General features: G+C 37.3%; 16 protein-coding genes. 11 read left to right on the plus strand and 5 right to left on the minus strand.

Features of this window, described 5'->3' with window-relative positions:
* Positions 1 to 24: 24 nt before the first annotated feature.
* A complete protein-coding gene (locus F935_RS17220) occupies positions 25 to 405 on the minus strand; it encodes a mCpol domain-containing protein (protein ID WP_016140051.1) in 381 nt (126 codons plus the stop codon).
* Between the two features lie 171 nt (positions 406 to 576).
* Entirely contained in the window at positions 577 to 1,221 is a 645-nt protein-coding gene (locus F935_RS17225; RefSeq protein ID WP_016140052.1) for a ParA family protein, read from the minus strand.
* 438 nt (positions 1,222 to 1,659) lie between these two features.
* On the opposite strand from F935_RS17225, the gene F935_RS17230 reads away from it, so the two are divergent.
* Positions 1,660 to 2,127, plus strand: coding sequence for a Holliday junction resolvase-like protein (locus F935_RS17230; RefSeq protein WP_016140053.1), 468 nt, complete (start codon positions 1,660 to 1,662; stop codon positions 2,125 to 2,127).
* Positions 2,128 to 2,265: 138 nt separating this feature from the next.
* Complete coding sequence (locus tag F935_RS17235; protein ID WP_016140054.1) at positions 2,266 to 2,829, plus strand: hypothetical protein; 564 nt, start codon at positions 2,266 to 2,268, stop codon at positions 2,827 to 2,829.
* Between the two features lie 52 nt (positions 2,830 to 2,881).
* On the opposite strand, the gene F935_RS17240 is transcribed toward F935_RS17235, so the two are convergent.
* Positions 2,882 to 3,415 carry a hypothetical protein gene (locus tag F935_RS17240; RefSeq protein WP_035366398.1) on the minus strand — a complete coding sequence of 178 codons (534 nt, stop codon included), beginning with the start codon at positions 3,413 to 3,415 and terminating at the stop codon, positions 2,882 to 2,884.
* A gap of 26 nt (positions 3,416 to 3,441) precedes the next feature.
* Positions 3,442 to 4,230 (minus strand): class I SAM-dependent methyltransferase, encoded by a 789-nt coding sequence (locus tag F935_RS17245; protein WP_016140056.1) that lies wholly within the window; start codon positions 4,228 to 4,230, stop codon positions 3,442 to 3,444.
* 127 nt (positions 4,231 to 4,357) lie between these two features.
* Here F935_RS17245 and F935_RS17250 point away from each other — a divergent pair, with 127 nt between their 5' ends.
* From F935_RS17250 to astE, 8 genes are all read left to right on the plus strand, one after another.
* Positions 4,358 to 5,635, plus strand: coding sequence for a hypothetical protein (locus F935_RS17250; RefSeq protein ID WP_016140057.1), 1,278 nt, complete (start codon positions 4,358 to 4,360; stop codon positions 5,633 to 5,635).
* Between the two features lie 413 nt (positions 5,636 to 6,048).
* Entirely contained in the window at positions 6,049 to 7,482 is a 1,434-nt protein-coding gene (locus tag F935_RS17255) for an amino acid permease (RefSeq protein ID WP_016140058.1), read from the plus strand.
* 1,032 nt (positions 7,483 to 8,514) lie between these two features.
* Positions 8,515 to 9,789 carry a Glu/Leu/Phe/Val family dehydrogenase gene (locus F935_RS17260; RefSeq protein WP_016140059.1) on the plus strand — a complete coding sequence of 425 codons (1,275 nt, stop codon included), beginning with the start codon at positions 8,515 to 8,517 and terminating at the stop codon, positions 9,787 to 9,789.
* Between the two features lie 134 nt (positions 9,790 to 9,923).
* Positions 9,924 to 11,138 carry an aspartate aminotransferase family protein gene (locus tag F935_RS17265; protein ID WP_016140060.1) on the plus strand — a complete coding sequence of 405 codons (1,215 nt, stop codon included), beginning with the start codon at positions 9,924 to 9,926 and terminating at the stop codon, positions 11,136 to 11,138.
* Between the two features lie 18 nt (positions 11,139 to 11,156).
* Positions 11,157 to 12,188: an arginine N-succinyltransferase gene (gene astA / locus F935_RS17270; RefSeq protein WP_016140061.1), complete on the plus strand. Its 1,032-nt coding sequence runs from the start codon at positions 11,157 to 11,159 to the stop codon at positions 12,186 to 12,188.
* Positions 12,188 to 13,657 carry a succinylglutamate-semialdehyde dehydrogenase gene (gene astD / locus F935_RS17275; protein WP_016140062.1) on the plus strand — a complete coding sequence of 490 codons (1,470 nt, stop codon included), beginning with the start codon at positions 12,188 to 12,190 and terminating at the stop codon, positions 13,655 to 13,657. Before astA ends, astD begins: the two co-directional genes overlap by 1 nt.
* Before the next feature lie 17 nt (positions 13,658 to 13,674).
* The gene (gene astB / locus F935_RS17280; RefSeq protein ID WP_016140063.1) at positions 13,675 to 15,018 is read left to right on the plus strand and encodes an N-succinylarginine dihydrolase; all 1,344 of its coding nucleotides are present in this window, start codon (positions 13,675 to 13,677) and stop codon (positions 15,016 to 15,018) included.
* A gap of 12 nt (positions 15,019 to 15,030) precedes the next feature.
* The gene (astE, locus tag F935_RS17285) at positions 15,031 to 16,005 is read left to right on the plus strand and encodes a succinylglutamate desuccinylase (protein WP_016140064.1); all 975 of its coding nucleotides are present in this window, start codon (positions 15,031 to 15,033) and stop codon (positions 16,003 to 16,005) included.
* A gap of 59 nt (positions 16,006 to 16,064) precedes the next feature.
* Here astE and F935_RS17290 read toward each other — a convergent pair whose 3' ends face one another.
* Positions 16,065 to 16,898 (minus strand): hypothetical protein, encoded by an 834-nt coding sequence (locus tag F935_RS17290; RefSeq protein ID WP_016140065.1) that lies wholly within the window; start codon positions 16,896 to 16,898, stop codon positions 16,065 to 16,067.
* Between the two features lie 591 nt (positions 16,899 to 17,489).
* Between F935_RS17290 and F935_RS17295 the strand changes: the two genes are divergently transcribed.
* On the plus strand, positions 17,490 to 17,786 hold the full coding sequence (locus F935_RS17295) for a hypothetical protein (protein WP_016140066.1): 297 nt from the start codon (positions 17,490 to 17,492) through the stop codon (positions 17,784 to 17,786).
* Positions 17,787 to 17,801 lie beyond the last annotated feature (15 nt).

Raw genomic sequence — 17,801 nt, forward strand, 5'->3', positions numbered from 1 at the left:
AATAGCGATTTAAAATCAATAATTCTAAACATTTGAACTTATTTGTGAAAAATCATGGATACAACGTTTCCCACTACTTTTCGCAGAAAGTAGCGCTATATATGCTTCTTGTAAGGTTGAGCCAATTCCGGCAGAGAAGTGCAACTCAGGCTCAGCTAAGGACTCAATAGAATCAAAAATAAATTTCTTATCTATAGCAGATCGATCAATATAACCCGCAACCCCATCAGCTGCGCAGAATATAATATTAAATCCTTGCTCTCTTAAAAAAATTGAAATTAAATGCGTTTTCTCATTAACAACACGATTGATTCTAGAAAGTTCATAAATGTCATTTTTTAGATATGATGAGGTGATCATTTGACCAATATCATCACCATCAATTGTTAAATAAAGCATACCCATTCACTAATCATTGTAATGCTAAGTTAGAGTGGAAGAATAACAAAATGCTCTAGGCTTGCCTAATACTTCAATAACCAGAAGATAATTTATATATCTTTAAATCAATAATACTGAATAAGTTTCAATTAATAGATCGTATCAATACTTTCTATGAAATTAACTTAATAAGTCTTAGAACCACTCTGCTTTATCATCAATTACCATATTAAGAAGTGGTTGCCATTGTTTTTGAATATCAATATAGATTTTCTGTGTTTTATCAAAAATACTTAGACCCTGCATAGCTAGTTGTCCATAGGCACTTCTTTCTGAAATCCAAGCGGTAGGTTTATGATCAATTTTATTGAAGAAGTCCTGAATATCTCGGGAACCAGAACTGTTTGCTTTAACTCGATTAGCTATAAGGTGAATTTCAACTTTGCCTTTACGTACTCTTTTAATATCTTGAAGATGTTTTAAAAACCTCTTTGTACTATCAATATCAAAAAAAGATGGTTGTAATGGGATGATGATTGAATGGCTTTCACTAATGAGTTGTTCTGCATGATCACCAGATAAAGCTCCAGGAGCATCAATAATTAAATAATCTATATTCTTTGGTGCATCACCAATAGATTTATCATTTCTCCAATCTAAGGTCTCAATTTTTACACTTTCCGTAGGGCGGTGTTTTAGCCATTGTAACGATGATTTTTGGACATCTGCATCGGCTAAAGCAACCCGGTAACCTTTAATAGCTAGAGCTGTTGCAAGAGTGATTGCTGTATTTGTTTTACCTACACCGCCTTTCATGTTTGCAACGAGAAGAGTTTTCATAGTTATACGCTGTGGTTCTTAAATTCTAATCTTCAACACATTCTATTATTAAAAAAGTAAAAATTGTCGAATTCAAAAAAATTTAATCTAAAGTAGTAGAATTCAAAAACTAGTGTATCTGTTCTGTTATGGTTAGCATCTAAAAATTCCATATTTCTTAAAATCTACTATGGTTTTGAAAATTATTATAAGTTATTAATTATAAATAAATTCCATATTTTTTTGTGTAGTGTGTTTTCCGCATCCACCCTTTTGATTTGCTATAAGTATCGTTTTCATAAATCCAATTATTTTCAGCAGCACATTTGTTTATGTTTTATACCTTAGCATCTTTTTATGTGAAGGAGATGACCACATTTGACAAAAGTTTAAGCTGTTTCGTTATTTTAGATATGATTAGATCTGTAATCTTGATTCGCTTTTTTTTAAGGAAAATTTATGTCTGTATGGCTTGCCATGCTTATTGGTGCTGGAATTGGCATCATTATCACTACTCTTATTTTATCAAACACTCGTAATGGCCGAATTAAGGCTGAATATGAACAATATATTGCTGAACTTGAACTCGAGCACCAGCAAGCTCTCACTCAAGCACAAAAGAGAAGTGTAAATACAAGCCGTGCAGTGTTGAAAGGAAAAATGGCAGAACAGTTTGCCCCTATTTTGCCAGAATTTCAGTATCTACCCAGCGACGCAAAATTCATGGGTGATCCGGTGGACTATATTATTTTTGATGGATACACCGATTTTCGGGATGGTGACGGTACGGCAGAAGACATCAATATTATTTTACTTGATGTAAAAAGTGGCGGTGCAAGACTCACGAAAGGCCAGCAGGCCATTGCGCAAGCTGTACAGCAAGGAAACGTTCGTTTTGAAACTTTAAGAATTCAATTGGACGATTAAATAGGAAATTTGAATGCACAAAAATAGACGAAATTAAGCTGTATTGTTACTAAATTCCGATATTTTTTTCATCACTTAAGGCTACTATAAATTGAAGATCTTTTTAATTTGATCTAGCAATATTCGAGGTGTAACGCGATGAAAAAACAACGTTTAATGATGGGCTTATTAGCTGCTATTAGCATGAGTTCAGCATTTGCATCGACCTCAAGTGAATATAATATTGCCAAAGGTTTGAGCCCCGTTGAAAAAGACCAGTCAATTTCTGTATTGCAACCTTTTCAAGGGAATTTCAGAATACTAGGTTCAAAAATATATCACAGTGATGAGCAAGCTAAGTTTTCACCTATTGACTATGCGGTAAGTTGGGGACTGTTTGCACAGCCTGAAATTGCACGCCATATTTCAGTAAAACAGTATGACCGTTATTTAAACTGGAAAATTCCTAAATTACCTGTTCCAGCAGAGCAAGCCATGCAGATGGTGTCTAACATGCACATCATTCCTGCAAACCCTGAAATTGCTCAGCAGATTAAACAGGTTAAACGTGGTGATCTGGTCTATTTAAAAGGTGATCTTGTTGAGATTAAAGACAAAGACTTAGTCTGGAAATCTTCACTTACGCCAACTGATACAGGCGATGGTGCTTGTGAACTATTCCGTGTGCAATCTATTCATTGGGTTGAAAAGCAAAATATATAATTTTAAAAAAGCCTTCATAAATATGAAGGCTTTTTAGTAAGCAATATCATTTTTATTTCTGTTGTGATGCTTTCCAATATTTTAATTGGTTTTGTGCTTGTAAATAGTCGGCAAGATCATTGATCTGCTCATCTTTAGTCGCGTGCTTATCACTATAGTGTTTTTCTTGATTTTCCCAATATTGATACAGTAGGCCTTGTACATAACGGCCTTGTTCAGTTTTTAAATCTAAATCTTTTAACATGGTAAGTGCAGAGCGCACATTATCAAGCGTACGTTGTTGCTCAAACTCTGTGGTTAGTGTTCCTGCTTCATGCATTTTTGCTAATTCAATTTCCATCTCATCGCTCATTTCTGTAAAGCGTCGGTCATAGTCCTCTAAGAGCGCAATATCGTGTGCATCATCAGCAGTCGCTGGAAAAGTCTTAACAGGTCTTTCATTCAGTTTTTCTAAAACCTGATCGGTAGATGATGTCGCTGAGTTTTGCTCAGTCTTTGCAGGCTCATCCGCTTTTTTACAAGCAGTAAGTAATAGGCTAGAGCAAAGCAAAGACATTAATATGACCTGAGGTGTTTTCTTCTTCATAACTTTCAACCAAACCTATTCACTAATTATTTAACGGGTAACGTACTTTTCTGAAAGTGATATGCATATGTGACATATGGAAAATCAATCTGATCTTGAGGACCCAGTCCGGTAAAATCATAAACAATTTTTTCAAACTGTGCTTTGAGTTGTAGTTGATGTTTTTCGGTCATTGCGGCAATAAAACTTGTTGAGAGTAAACGTTTACTCACTACTTGTTCGACAGAGCCGCGTTGTGACTGTGTAAAAGTTTGTAGGCTATCAAACAGAAATAAATCTTGCTGTTCAAACACACGTTTCCACTTTTCACTATGGTAACGAGGCGTGTCTCCTTCTAGTGGAAGCAGAAAATCAGCTAAAGCTTTGACCCAATCTGTACGTTCATCGCGTTGATTCCAAACGAGCCCTAAATGCCCGTGTGGTTTTAATATCCGATACATTTCTGTTAGGGTGTCTATGTTGTCAAACCAGTGGAAAGATTGCGCACAAATAATGGCATCAATTTTATGGTCCGCTACAGGAATTGAATGACTAAAAGCCTGTAATGTTTTGATATCCGGATAAACTTGTTGCAGCTGCTGTAACATCTCGCCAATTGGCTCAACTGCAATAACATCTGCATGTGTTTGTTTTAAGTAGGGTAAGAATTTGCCAGTACCTGCTCCAAGATCGATAACAGTAGAGTTTTCCTGTATTTGTAGGCAATTTTGCAGCCAACTTACTATTTCTGCGGGATAATTAGGTCTAACTTGCTGATAAAGTTCAGCAGCTGAGCTGAAGCCTTTTTGAGCGGCAGGATGTAAGGATTGTGTCATATTTTGCGCTTTTTAATCTGACTGGCATCTATAAAATAAGATACTCCGCAATCATAAATTGGCAAAACACCTATTTTGTTTCATTTTTGACGTTGTATGTGGGAGTAAATTTTCTTTCGGTGTGAGCATGGATAAGCAAATTATTTTTGAAGACGAACACATTAGAGCCATTTTTTTACCAGGCGATTCTAATACATTGGTTCTCTCTTTTGGCGATTTGATTACCCGAGCGAGTGGCTTATCTATCAATGCTGAAAAGTCCCTAATTAAATACCAATACAATGTTATTGGAATAATGCCAAAACAAAAATCATGGTTTCCTCAAGCGAGCATGATTGAGCTGGCGAAAACAATTTCGCCTGTTCTTCAGGGTTTTAAAAATATTGTGGGTTATGGCGGTTCGATGGGCGGCTATGCAGCAATCAAATATTCTAATTTATTGAATATGAACCGTGTGATTGCATTTGTACCTCAATATTCAATTGATCCTGATCAAGTTGAAGATCGACGCTATGCTGAGTTTTTCGATGCTGTGTCAAATAAAGAGATGCAGATCCAGCCACAAGATGTGGACGCAGCACGTGAATACGTCATTGTTTATGACCCTTATTTTGCGACTGACCGCGAACATTACCTAAAAATAAAAGCGTTGTTGCCAAGCTTACATACGATTCATTTGCCATTTACTGGTCATGAAGCATTGTCTGTATTGGCAAGTTCAAGTTTATTGCATGATTTTATTGAACATGACTTTGATGAAATTTATTTTTATCAACAAGTTCGCAAGGTCAAAAAGCAAAGTAAATTTTATTTCCGTAATGTACTTGCACATGTTATTTCGCATCATGACGACATGCTGTTAAAAATATTACGCCAAAATGATTTTCAGCTTGATGAGCGTTATTTTGATAACCCACTTAAACATGCTATTACTCGTAGCCTCATAAAAGCAAAGCAGGCAACTGAGCTAGACTTTCAAAAACTGGGTATTAAGATACAACAAACTCAGCAAGAGGCGAGTTATACAGAAGGGTTACAAAATAGCTTTGGTTCAATTTTGGTCTTCAACCTCATTAATTCAAAGTTTGAGAGTTATGCTCTAGATGTTCTGTTGGTAAATAAGTCTTATTTGATTCCAATTGTGGCTGAACACACTGGTGTAGTTCACATTGAATTAAATAACGAAACTTATTTGTTGGGAATGAATGATCGCAAAGTCATTAAATTGTTCAAGCGCGAGGAGCCTTTAACATCTGACATGAGTCCATTTGTAATCAAAAAATATTCCGACTTTTTTGCAATCAGCTATAAACAATTGAATTTATCTTGTGATGAACACGGGGTGTGTGAATTTATAGAAGGTTCAATACAGCCTACTGAACAACTGATCTCAATCAGCTATTAAAACGTTATAGCGGTTAAATAAAGCTCAAACCTTTAGGTTTGAGCTTTATTTTTTGCTTAAAAAATATTTTTTCATAAACTTATTTGTATATTAATTTAAAAGTCATTATTTAAATAAATAGTACATTTGATCTGCGAATATTTAGCGTATTAAATGTAGATATAAGCAGGGGTGTCTATAAATAGTATATTTTAAAATAAATGGGTTGTTCTTATATATAAATTATAGAAATAGTATAAGGTTAATTAAAATACATAAATAACGATATTTTTCTATAAGAATCTGTTTTTGTTATCTATTTTATTTAAAGAGAAAAGGGTTGCTTAAAATAAGTTCACTATTCAAAGATAATTGCATATTTATTTTTTTATCCTAAAATGATTTTTTACTAAATTGTCGTTACAGTTTTTTATATGCAATCATTAAATTATCGGAATAATGATGCATCGCAACATGGAAGTTCTGCACCTTTGAAACGAGCAATGAGTACTCGACATTTGGTGATGATCTCCCTTGGCGGTGCCATAGGTACAGGTCTTTTTTTAGGGTCGGGTGATGTAATTTCCCAAGCTGGCCCGATTGGCGCAATTATTTCTTATTTTTTAGGCGGTTTAATTGCCTATACCGTGATGTTATGTCTGGGTGAACTTGCAGTACATGTACCAGAATCAGGATCATTTGGTGAGTATGCTCGTCGCTATATTGGTCCGGGCACAGGGTATATGATTACTTGGCTCTATTGGTTAACTTGGACAGCAACTTTAGGAACCGAGTTTACCGCCGCAGCTTTACTGGTTCGAGAGTGGTTTCCCTCTACGTCTGTTTGGGCTTGGACACTATGTTTTGGTGCCTTGGTTTTTTTCCTAAATGTTAGTTCAACACGATTATTTGCCGAGTCAGAGTTTTGGTTGGCACTTGTCAAAGTTGTTACGATTATCTGTTTTATTGGTTTGGGTTTGTTGGCCATTTTTGGTTTTATTCCTTACCACGGACATGAAACTGCACCGTTATTTAGTAATCTAACCGCTCAAGGTTGGTTTCCGCATGGATTATTTCCAATCTTTGCAACCATGCTGATTGTTAATTTTGCTTTTTCGGGTACCGAATTAATCGGAGTAGCTGCGGGTGAAACTGAAAATCCTGAAAAAACTGTTCCAAAGGCGATTAATGCAGCCATTTGGCGTCTATTAATTTTCTTTGTTGGCACAATTGTTGTGATTAGTTCACTGTTGCCATTTCATCTTGCTGGCTTGAGTGGTAATGAAGTAAGTAATAGTCCATTTGTGACTGTGTTTAATTATATTGGTATTCCATATGCAGAAGATATTATTCGCTTTGTAATTATTACGGCTTTACTCTCTGCTGCAAATTCAGGTTTGTTTGCTGCTTCACGTATGATGTGGTCGCTTTCAGTAAAAAACCAATTACCAAAAATATTTTCAAAACTTACACCTTCAGGAACACCTATTGTGGCTATTGTGGTCACAATGCTGGGCGCTATTCCAGGTTTACTTTCAGAACAGTTTGCACCGGAAACTATTTTTAAAAATTTATTAGGTGTTGCTGCTTTTACAATGGTTGTCGTGTGGATTGCAATTTGCGTATCTCAATTCAATTTCCGTAGACAGTGGTATAAATCTGGTAAAACTGCAAAAGATTTACGTTTTGCTGCTCCTTTGTTTCCTTTGACACCAATTGTGGGCGGTCTGTTCTGTGCTATTACGTGTATTAGTATGGTGGTGGATCCTTCGATGCGGGTCGGCTTTATCTGTTGTGTTATTTTTATTATTTTATGTTATGCGAGCTACTTCATTTTTTATCACAAGAAAGATGTGGTGCAGAGCTAAGCAAATTATGCTTTTACAAGCGTCGTCGAAAGGTCCCATTTGGGGCCTTTTTTGTGGTCTGTAGGAAATTAAAAGAAAGGGATTTTATATATTTTTTTTAAAAATGAATTTTTATTTTTAATCATGGAAACAAATGTTGTTTTATAAATTTACCATTGATCGGATTTTTATTAATATTTATTTATTATAAATATTAGATTAAGTCTATGTTTAGTCTTGTTATTTAATAAAGAGCAGTTTTTGGTTTTTTAGAATGGAGGAGTGGAATAGGCTTAATATGGATTTAATGTGGAGAATAGATATTTTTTTGATAGTTTTTTAAAAAATTAAAATTATTAAGTTACTGTTATATAACATTAAAAAGATTTACATTTTTTATATTTATGGAAGTTTATTTTCTATAATTTTTTTTTATTAGAGTTAAGGGTTTTTTAATATTTGTTGTTTTTTTATTATAAAATTCAGTGCGATTTGATTATTTTTTCTCTGCTTATTTATTTTAAAATGTTCTAAATGAGCGTGCTCTATGCTATATTTATTGCAAGGTTTTATATCTATGTTGCGGCTTAATTTTAAGCAGTATGTGTAGAAATAATTAATCTGTAGGATTATTGAACAAAGTTTATTTTTAAAAAGACTAATGGAGGGATCTATCGATTAGTCAAAAAGAATTTTATGGACTCATGATTTTTGTGAATCATGGTTCTTTTTAACTCCCAAACGGTTATGTCACTTCTTTTGTATTCATATTTCAGCCGGCTGGTTTTAGTGGGTTGTGGTTAGTTTTTGCTTTTATAGAGCTTTCTTTATAAGCAGCAATTTAGACAAAAGAAAACTTGTAAAAGATATCGATATATAAAAGTAGATCGTACTTTTAGTATCAACAAATGGAATTTAAAGAGTCTGATGCTTTAGAAGGGCAAAAGATTTAGTAAATAAACTAAAGCATTGTTATTTCAAGGTTTTGGTTGCTAAATAATAAAGATTGCAGATTTATCAAATCTGAATCTATGAAGGTATATAGGAAAAAAGATGGCAGATCTTTCATACGTTAACGACCATAGCGATGCATGGCACACTTACTTGGCACAGATTGACCGTGTTGCTCCGTACTTAGACCACTTGTCAGAGTTTATCGACACTTTAAAACGTCCAAAACGTGCGCTTATTGTAGACGTGCCAATTGTAATGGACGACGGTTCTATCCAGCACTTTGAAGGCTACCGTGTACAACACAACTTGTCTCGTGGTCCTGGTAAAGGCGGTGTTCGTTACCATCCAAATGTTGATTTGAACGAAGTTATGGCGTTGTCTGCATGGATGACAATTAAAACTGCTGTTTTGAACTTGCCATTTGGCGGTGCGAAAGGTGGTATCCGTGTTGATCCGCGTAAATTGTCAAATCGTGAATTAGAGCGTTTGACTCGTCGTTATACGACTGAAATCGGTCACATTATCGGGCCTCAAAAAGATATCCCTGCTCCAGACGTTGGTACAAATGCCAATATCATGGGTTGGATGATGGATACTTACTCTACAAGCCAAGGTTACACAGTAACTGGTGTTGTAACTGGTAAACCAGTTCACTTAGGTGGTTCTTTAGGTCGTGTAAAAGCGACTGGTCGTGGTGTATTTGTTACAGGCCGTGAAGTAGCTGCAAAAATCAATTTACCAATTGAAGGCGCGAAAGTCGCTATTCAAGGTTTTGGTAATGTAGGTAGTGAAGCTGCTTTCTTGTTTGTTGAATCAAAAGCGAAAGTTACACACGTTCAAGATCATACAGGCACTATTTTCAATGCTGATGGTATTGATCTTGATGCGTTACGTGATCACGTAAATGCAAATCAAGGTGGTATTGGCGGCTTCGCTGGCGCGCAATCAATTGCTGATGAAGATTTCTGGACAGCAGAAGTTGACATTATTGTTCCTGCTGCATTGGAAGGTCAAATCACTGTTGAACGTGCTGAAAAACTTAAAGCTAAGTTGATTTTAGAAGGCGCAAACGGTCCGACTTATCCTAAAGCTGAAGATGTGTTAGTTGAGCGTGGCATTGTTGTAGTACCTGACGTTGTATGTAACGCCGGCGGTGTAACTGTAAGTTACTTCGAATGGGTTCAAGACATGGCGAGCTACTTCTGGACTGAAGAAGAAATCAATGAGCGTTTAGACAAGTTGATGGTTCAAGCTATGGATGACGTTTGGAACACAGCGAACAGCAACGCTTGTACTTTACGTACAGCAGCTTACATCTTGGCATGTGAGCGTATTTTAAAAGCTCGTAAAGAGCGCGGTATTTTCCCAGGCTAATCTGCGGAAATTGCTTTTAGAAAAAGTGGTCTGAACAAATATTAAGGATGTTATAGGGTTATTTGTTCAGCCCCTTTTCTTAATTATTAAAATTCAAGTGATATCGAATATATTAAATAAATACTGAGGTAAGCATGGAACAGCCAATTTCTGTAACTCGAAGCAACTTTAACGACTGGATGGTTCCAGTTTTTGCACCGGCAAATTTCATTCCGGTACGTGGCGAAGGTTCACGTATTTGGGATCAAGAAAATAAAGAATATATTGATTTTGCAGGCGGGATTGCAGTAAACGCATTAGGTCATGCGCATCCAGTGGCAGTGAATGCTTTAACAGAACAAGCAACAAAACTTTGGCATGTAGGCAATGGTTATACCAATGAACCAGTTCTACGCCTTGCAAAACAACTCACAGAAAATACATTTGCAGATAAGGTTTTCTTCTGTAACTCAGGTGCAGAAGCCAATGAAGCAGCACTCAAACTAGCTCGTAAAGTTGGTCTAGATAGTGGTGTTGCTGGAAAAAGCGGCATTGTGGCATTTAATAATGCTTTCCATGGCCGTACTTTATTTACCGTTTCAGCAGGTGGTCAACCTAAATATTCACAAGACTTTGCACCACTTCCAAACGGAATTAACCACGTTGCCTTTAATGATTTAGAAGCTGCAAAAGCAGTGATTAATGAGCAAACGTGTGCAGTCATTGTTGAGCCGATTCAAGGTGAAGGTGGTGTTATTCCAGCTGACATCGAATTTTTAAAAGGTTTGCGTGCGCTGTGTGATGAGTTTGGTGCCTTACTTATTTTTGATGAAGTACAAACGGGTGTTGGCCGTACAGGTGCGCTTTATGCCTACATGAACTCTGGCGTTATTCCAGATGTGTTAACGACTGCAAAAGCATTAGGCGGTGGTTTCCCAGTCGGTGCAATGTTAACAACTGATAAATTTGCTCCGCATTTTTCAGTGGGTACGCACGGTACGACTTACGGTGGTAACCCATTAGCAAGTGCGGTTGCAGGTGCAGTATTCGAATTTATTAATACGCCTGAAGTACTTGAAGGCGTGAAACATCGTTATCAATATTTCCTTGATGCACTAAATGCATTAAACGCTGAATATCAGATTTTTGAAGAAATTCGTGGTCAAGGTTTGCTGATTGGTTGTGAATTAAAAGCTGAGTATGCAGGGAAAGCTAAAGATATTACGACTTGGGCTGGTGAAGAAGGTTTGCTTGCTTTAATTGCAGGCCCGAATGTGGTTCGTTTTACTCCGTCGCTTATCATTCCTGAACAAGATATCGATGAAGGAATTGCTCGTTTAAAAAGAGCATTGGCAAAATTGGCTAAATAAAAAAAAGGAAAGCTAGCCATGATGATCGTCCGTCATGCCGAGTTTCGAGACCTTGAAGATATTTATAAATTAGCGGGTAAGTCGGGTGTAGGCCTGACTTCCTTGCCACAAAATATGGATACACTTTCGGCTCGAATTTCACGTACTCGCAATACTTTAAATGGCAATGTCCATAAAAGTGAACAAGGCTATCTGTTTGTTCTTGAAGACACAGAAGCTCAACGTGTTATTGGTTTAAGTGCAATTGAAGTTGCTGTAGGACTCATTGAACCTTGGTACAACTTTCATGTTGGTACTCAAGTACACGCTTCAAAAGCCTTAAACGTTTATAAGTCATTACCTACCTTATTTTTGAGTAATGACAGAACAGGTAGTAGCGAACTCTGTACATTATTTTTAGATCCAGAGCGTCGTGAAAACCAAAACGGTAAATTCTTATCGAAAATCCGTTTTATGTTTATTGCTGCTTTTAAACAATATTTTGAGAAAAAGTTAATTGCTGAAATGCGTGGTTTCTCAGACGAAAATGGATGTTCTCCATTTTGGGATGCGATTGGTCACCACTTCTTTAATATGGATTTCTCAACAGCAGACTATTTGAGTGGAATTGGGCAAAAAGTATTTATTGCAGAGCTTATGCCACGTTTTCCAGTCTATGTAGATCTCTTGCCAAAAGACGCGCAAGAGGTAATTGGGAAAATGCATCCACATACTCTGCCTGCTTATCATGTGCTTGAGTCGGAAGGCTTACGTTATCAAGGATATGTCGATATTTTTGATGCGGGCCCAACTATTGAAGCCAATATTGATGAGTTACGCGCAGTAAAAGAAAGCCAATTTTTAACTGTCAAAATTACAAGTGAAGCTGCGGTCGGTAAGACCCAATATCTCGTTGCCAATGATAACTATCATGACTATAAGGCAATGTTAATGAAGCTTGATCTTGTTGATAAAACTATAAATTTAACAGATGAACAAGCTGAAAAACTCGGTGTACAAGAAGGTCACGTTGTTCGTGTGTTATCACTAAATCCAATGGAAGTATCCTGATGTCAAACTCTTTATTTATAAACGGTGTCTGGTTACAAGGCAGCGGCATAACATTTGAAAAAACAAATCCAGTTGATAACCAAACTGTATGGTCGGGTGCTGAGGCAACTGCTGCTGATGTAGAGCAAGCTTGTCAGGCAGCGCGTACTGCATTTCCAGCATGGGCACGTTTACCACTTGTAGAACGTGTAGCGATTGTTGAAAAATTTGCGGCTTTGCTTGAAGAAAATAAAAAGCATTTGGCAGAAGTTATTAGCCAAGAAACCAGTAAGCCATTTTGGGAAACATTAACTGAAGTTCAATCAATGATTGGCAAAGTTGCAATTTCAATCCGTGCTTATCATCAGCGTACAGGTGAAAGCTCAACTGAAATGGCCGATGGCGTAGCATCTTTACGTCACCGTCCACATGGTGTGCTTGCAGTTTTCGGTCCATATAACTTCCCTGGCCATTTACCAAATGGGCATATTGTTCCTGCATTACTTGCAGGGAATGCTGTGGTATTTAAACCAAGCGAATTAACGCCTTGGACTGCTGAAGAAACTGTAAAACTTTGGCAGCAAGTTGGTTTGCCAAATGGTGTGATGAATTTGGTGCAAGGTGGTCGTACCACTGGTGAAGCGCTAGCTGCTTCACATGAAATTGATGGTTTATTGTTTACCGGAAGTGCAAACACAGGCTATCACTTGCATAAGCAAATGGCGGGTGCTCCTGAGAAAATCCTTGCGCTTGAAATGGGCGGCAATAATGCATTGATTATTGATGAAATTATTGATGTCGATGCTGTGGTTAATCTTACTATTCAATCTGCATTTGTTTCGGCAGGTCAGCGTTGTACATGTGCACGCCGTATCTTGGTAAAAAATGGCGCAGAAGGTGATGCATTTATTCAACGTTTTGTTGAAGTTGCTAAAAACCTAAAAGTTGGTCGTTGGAACGATGAACAACAACCATTTATGGGTGGCGTTATTTCGTCAGTTGCCGCATCAAACATGATGCTTGCTCAGCAAAAATTACTTGAGCTTGGTGCAAAAAGCTTGTTGCTAATGACACGTCCACAAGAAGACAGCTCACTACTTACACCAGGCATTGTTGACATAACAGGCGTAACAAATATTCCAGATGAAGAATATTTTGGTCCACTTACGACAATTCAGCGTTATGACAACTTTGAAGAAGCATTAAAAATTGCGAATGCAACTCGCTTTGGTTTGTCTGTTGGTCTGGTTTCACCAAAACGTGAATTGTTTGATCAAGTACTTATTGAAGCGCGTGCTGGTATTGTGAACTGGAATAAGCCATTAACAGGTGCTTCAAGTGCTGCACCATTTGGTGGTGTCGGAGCATCTGGTAACCACCGCGCAAGTGCTTTTTATGCAGCTGATTATTGTGCTTGGCCAATGGCTTCACTTGAAAGTGACAGCTTAACCTTACCAGAAAAATTATCTCCAGGGATTGTGTTGCCTTAAACACTAGGGAAAGAAAAATGAAAGGATATGAAGTAAATTTCGATGGTTTAGTGGGTCCAACACATCACTACGCGGGCTTGTCGTTTGGTAATGAAGCATCGACAAAAAACCGTAATAATGCCTCGAATCCAAAATTAGCAGCCAAACAAGGCTTGTTAAAGATGAAAGCCTTGGCTGATCTGGGCATGAAACAAGGTGTACTTGTTCCGCATGAGCGTCCACATGTTCCAATGTTACGCCGTTTAGGTTTTACAGGAGATGACATCAGCGTTGTTGCTCAAGCAATGCGTCATTCACCTGAACTATTATCATCGCTAAGTTCAGCTTCGCCAATGTGGACTGCAAATGCAGCAACAGTTTCACCTTCGGCAGATAGCCAAGATGAGCGCGTGCATTTTACCGCAGCGAACCTGAACAATAAGTTTCACCGTTCAATTGAAGCTGAAACTACAAGTCAGGTCCTACAAGCGATTTTTAAAAATGAACGTCATTTTGTTCATCATGAAGCATTGCCACAAGTGGCCTTGTTTGGTGATGAAGGTGCAGCAAATCACAATCGTTTAGGTGGTGATTATGCCAAGCGCGGTGTTCAAGTATTTGTGTATGGTCAACAGCATTTAAATAATGGGTTACCGGGACCAAAACGCTATCCAGCTCGTCAGACGCGTGAAGCAAGTGAAGCAATTGCACGTTTGCATCGTTTAGATGATGCACATACCGTTTTTGTTCAACAAAATCCGGATGTAATTGATCAAGGCGTTTTCCATAACGATGTGATTGCGGTAAGTAACCAACAGGTTTTATTCCATCATCAACATGCCTTTTTAAATCAAGATCAAGCTTTTGCTGAAATTCGTCAAAAAATGGCAAGCATCGGTGAAGATTTTATCTCGATAGAAGTTCCTGAAAACCGCGTTACCGTGGATGATGCAGTAGCGACCTATTTATTTAATAGCCAGATTTTGACTCGTCCAGATGGCGGAATGACCATTGTTGTGCCAGAAGAGTCTCGCCAGAATAAGGCAGTTTGGGGTTATCTGAACGATATGGTTCAGATGGGTACACCAATTGATGCTATTCAGGTATATGACTTACGTGAAAGTATGCGTAATGGTGGTGGTCCGGCATGTTTACGTTTACGCGTAGCTTTAAACGAAACTGAGTTAAATGCTGTAAATCCAAAAGTATTAATGAATGATCAGTTGTTTGGCACACTTAATCAATGGGTAGATAAACACTATCGTGATCGTTTAGCACAAGAAGATTTAGCAGATCCGCATTTACTCATGGAAAGCCGTATGGCACTCGATGAACTGACCAAAATTTTAGGTTTAGGTTCGGTTTATCCTTTCCAGAAATAATGAGGAGGTGACATGCAAGATTTTCTAGCATTAACCTTACAAGGTGAGCAACCTAAAACCCGTGAAGGAAAACAAAATAATTTTTCTTGGCGTTGGTTAGGTGAGGGACTTCTTGAATGTACGCCAAATGCACAGTACGACAAAGCCGTCGTACTGTCAGCTGGTGTACATGGTAATGAAACAGCACCAATTGAATTGTTATCTCATCTTTGCACAGATTTATTTGCGGGACGTTTAAACCTTGCTGTGAGATTACTCTTTGTACTGGGTAATCCCTATGCAATGCGTCAAGGTAAACGCTATGTGCATGATGATGTAAACCGAATGTTTTGTGGTGGATATAAAAATCTACCCGTAACTGAGGAATCTAAGCGAGCTGAGGTTTTAGAACACGCTGTTGCTACTTTCTTTCAGGAAAGTGCGAGTGAAGCTAAGCGTTATCACTATGATTTGCATACAGCAATTCGTGCTTCATTATTACCAACATTTGCTTTATTTCCCTATCAAACGCATGCTTATGATGCAGATTTGACAGCGAGCCTTGAAGCAGCTGACTTGGATGCTTTGGTTTACCACAATGCAGTAGGTAAAACCTTTACGCATTTTACCAGTGAAAATTTTAAAGCTGCGAGCGCAACTTTAGAGTTAGGCAAAGCCTTACCATTTGGACAAAATGACTTGAGCCAGTTTGCTGCAATTGATGAAGTGATTCGTCATGTGGTTTCTGAGCAAGCCTTGCCTCCACGAAATAAAACAAAAATTCGGGTCTTTAAAGTATCGGACTCTTTAATTAAAAAAGATGAAGATTTTCAGATGAATTTATCGGCTGAGGCTCCAAATTTTTCGACTTTTACCAAAGGTGAAATCATTGCGACTCAACCTTCTGGTAATTATGTAGTGGAGCCAGATCAGGTCTGGATTTTATTTCCAAATCCAAATGTGAAACTTGGTTTACGTGCAGGTTTGGTTTTAACTGAAACCAGCTGAATATGTGATTTTAAGAAATAAAAAAGGGCAATTAATTGCCCTTTTTTATTTTTAAGATATTAGTTGGTACCGAAAAGACCTTTAATCCAAGATTTCTTTTCTGCTTTTTGAGTAGACGATTGTGCACCAGCGTTTATATTTGCGTTTGTGTTAACTCCAACAGGACCAACGTTAACACCAACATTTACGTCTGTTTGAGCATTAATTGCATGCGCTGGTTGAGCTGCATTTAACTGTGCCTGAGCATCTGCTTTAGTGTCTGCAACAAATTCTTTTTGCTCAGCTTGGTTTTGAGCTACACGAGTTTTTACTGCATCTACATGCGCTTGAGCATTAGCTTGTTTTTCAGCAGTAAATTCTTTTTGGTCAGCTTGGTTTCCAGCAACTTTAGTTTTTACAGCATCAAAACCTGCTTTTGTATCAGCTTTAGCTTTAGTTGCTACATTTTTAGTACCGTTTGCAGCTTTAGTCGCTACATTTTTAGTACCTGTTACTGCTTCAGTAGCAAAATGTTTAGTACCCGTTGCAGCTTTAGTTGCTACATTTTTAGTACCTATCGCAGCTTCGGTAGCAAAGTGTTTGGTACCTGTTGCAGCTTCAGTTGCTAAGTGTTTAGTACCTGTCGCAGCTTTAGAAGAAAGTTCAGTCACTTTTCCTGTTGTTTTTTTAGTTGCTTTAACCGTAGTGTCAGCAGCAACATGACCAGCATGCTTTGCTGTGCTACCTACAGTGTGTGCAGTATTTTTGACTGTGTTGGCTACGCCACTAACAAGACCGCCCGGTTGTACATTTACTTGAGCAGAAGCATCTGCATTAACGCCCGCACTTTGTGCAAAAATAGAAGCAGAAGCAAGAACACTTGCAGTAACGATAGCTGTTTTCATCATTTTCATTGCGATATCCTTCAAAGAATATACCTTTTTAGTGAGGTATTTCATAAACGCAAACGAATCATAGCCAAGAGAATATGGATTTGGGAACTGACTTCATCAAAACGTTACAACAGTGTTACGTTGAGTAAACAGACTAGGGATGAATTGTGGAGATTAATAAAAATTAATAATAAAGTGAAAAAGAACATTTATTTATTAGAAAATCTAATTAAGCAAAATGAGTTCTTATTATTTAGTTTTTAAAAAAATATCTTTTAATTTTTTCATTTCGTTTTTTCGAATTTATTCTCTATATCTTTAAATGTGATGTAAATCTCATTATTTATTGGAGTAAACGGCATAGTAATTGCTTATTATGAGAATAAGGCGCTTTTTAGCACTCTTTTGAACCATCTTCTGCCAGAAATATAAACGTACAGGGCAGAACTGTATTTTTGCTTATTCGGGATAAAGTTATTTTAACTTTTTAGTGGTTATGTATTTCATTAAATAGACTTTTCACATGAAAAATATATTAAGAAATGCTGCTTTATTTCAAATAATCAAAAATAAAAATAGATATCTATAAACAAAAAAACAGAGATATGACAGATGAAAATTATTGCTTCCCTTCTTGTAATCGTCGGCTTGATCGCCGTTGTTCTCTATTTAAAGCCCATAAGTGGTGCATCTGATGTGTTTAATTCTGCTTTACATGAGTCGAATTCGCCACAACCAGACACATCGTCTTTTCTTTCTAAACTTAAGGAGCCTACTCAACCTCAACATTCAACTCATCCACAATCGGTATCAGCTGATACTGTTCCTTTTTATGACACAAAAAGTGATCTTTCTATTCAACCGATTGATCCAGAAAAAGATCCAGCAAATGAAATAAAAGCGAAATAAGTAAATTGTTAGTTG

It is taken from the genome of Acinetobacter calcoaceticus ANC 3811, from assembly GCF_000399665.1.
Lineage (GTDB): Bacteria > Pseudomonadota > Gammaproteobacteria > Pseudomonadales > Moraxellaceae > Acinetobacter > Acinetobacter calcoaceticus_B.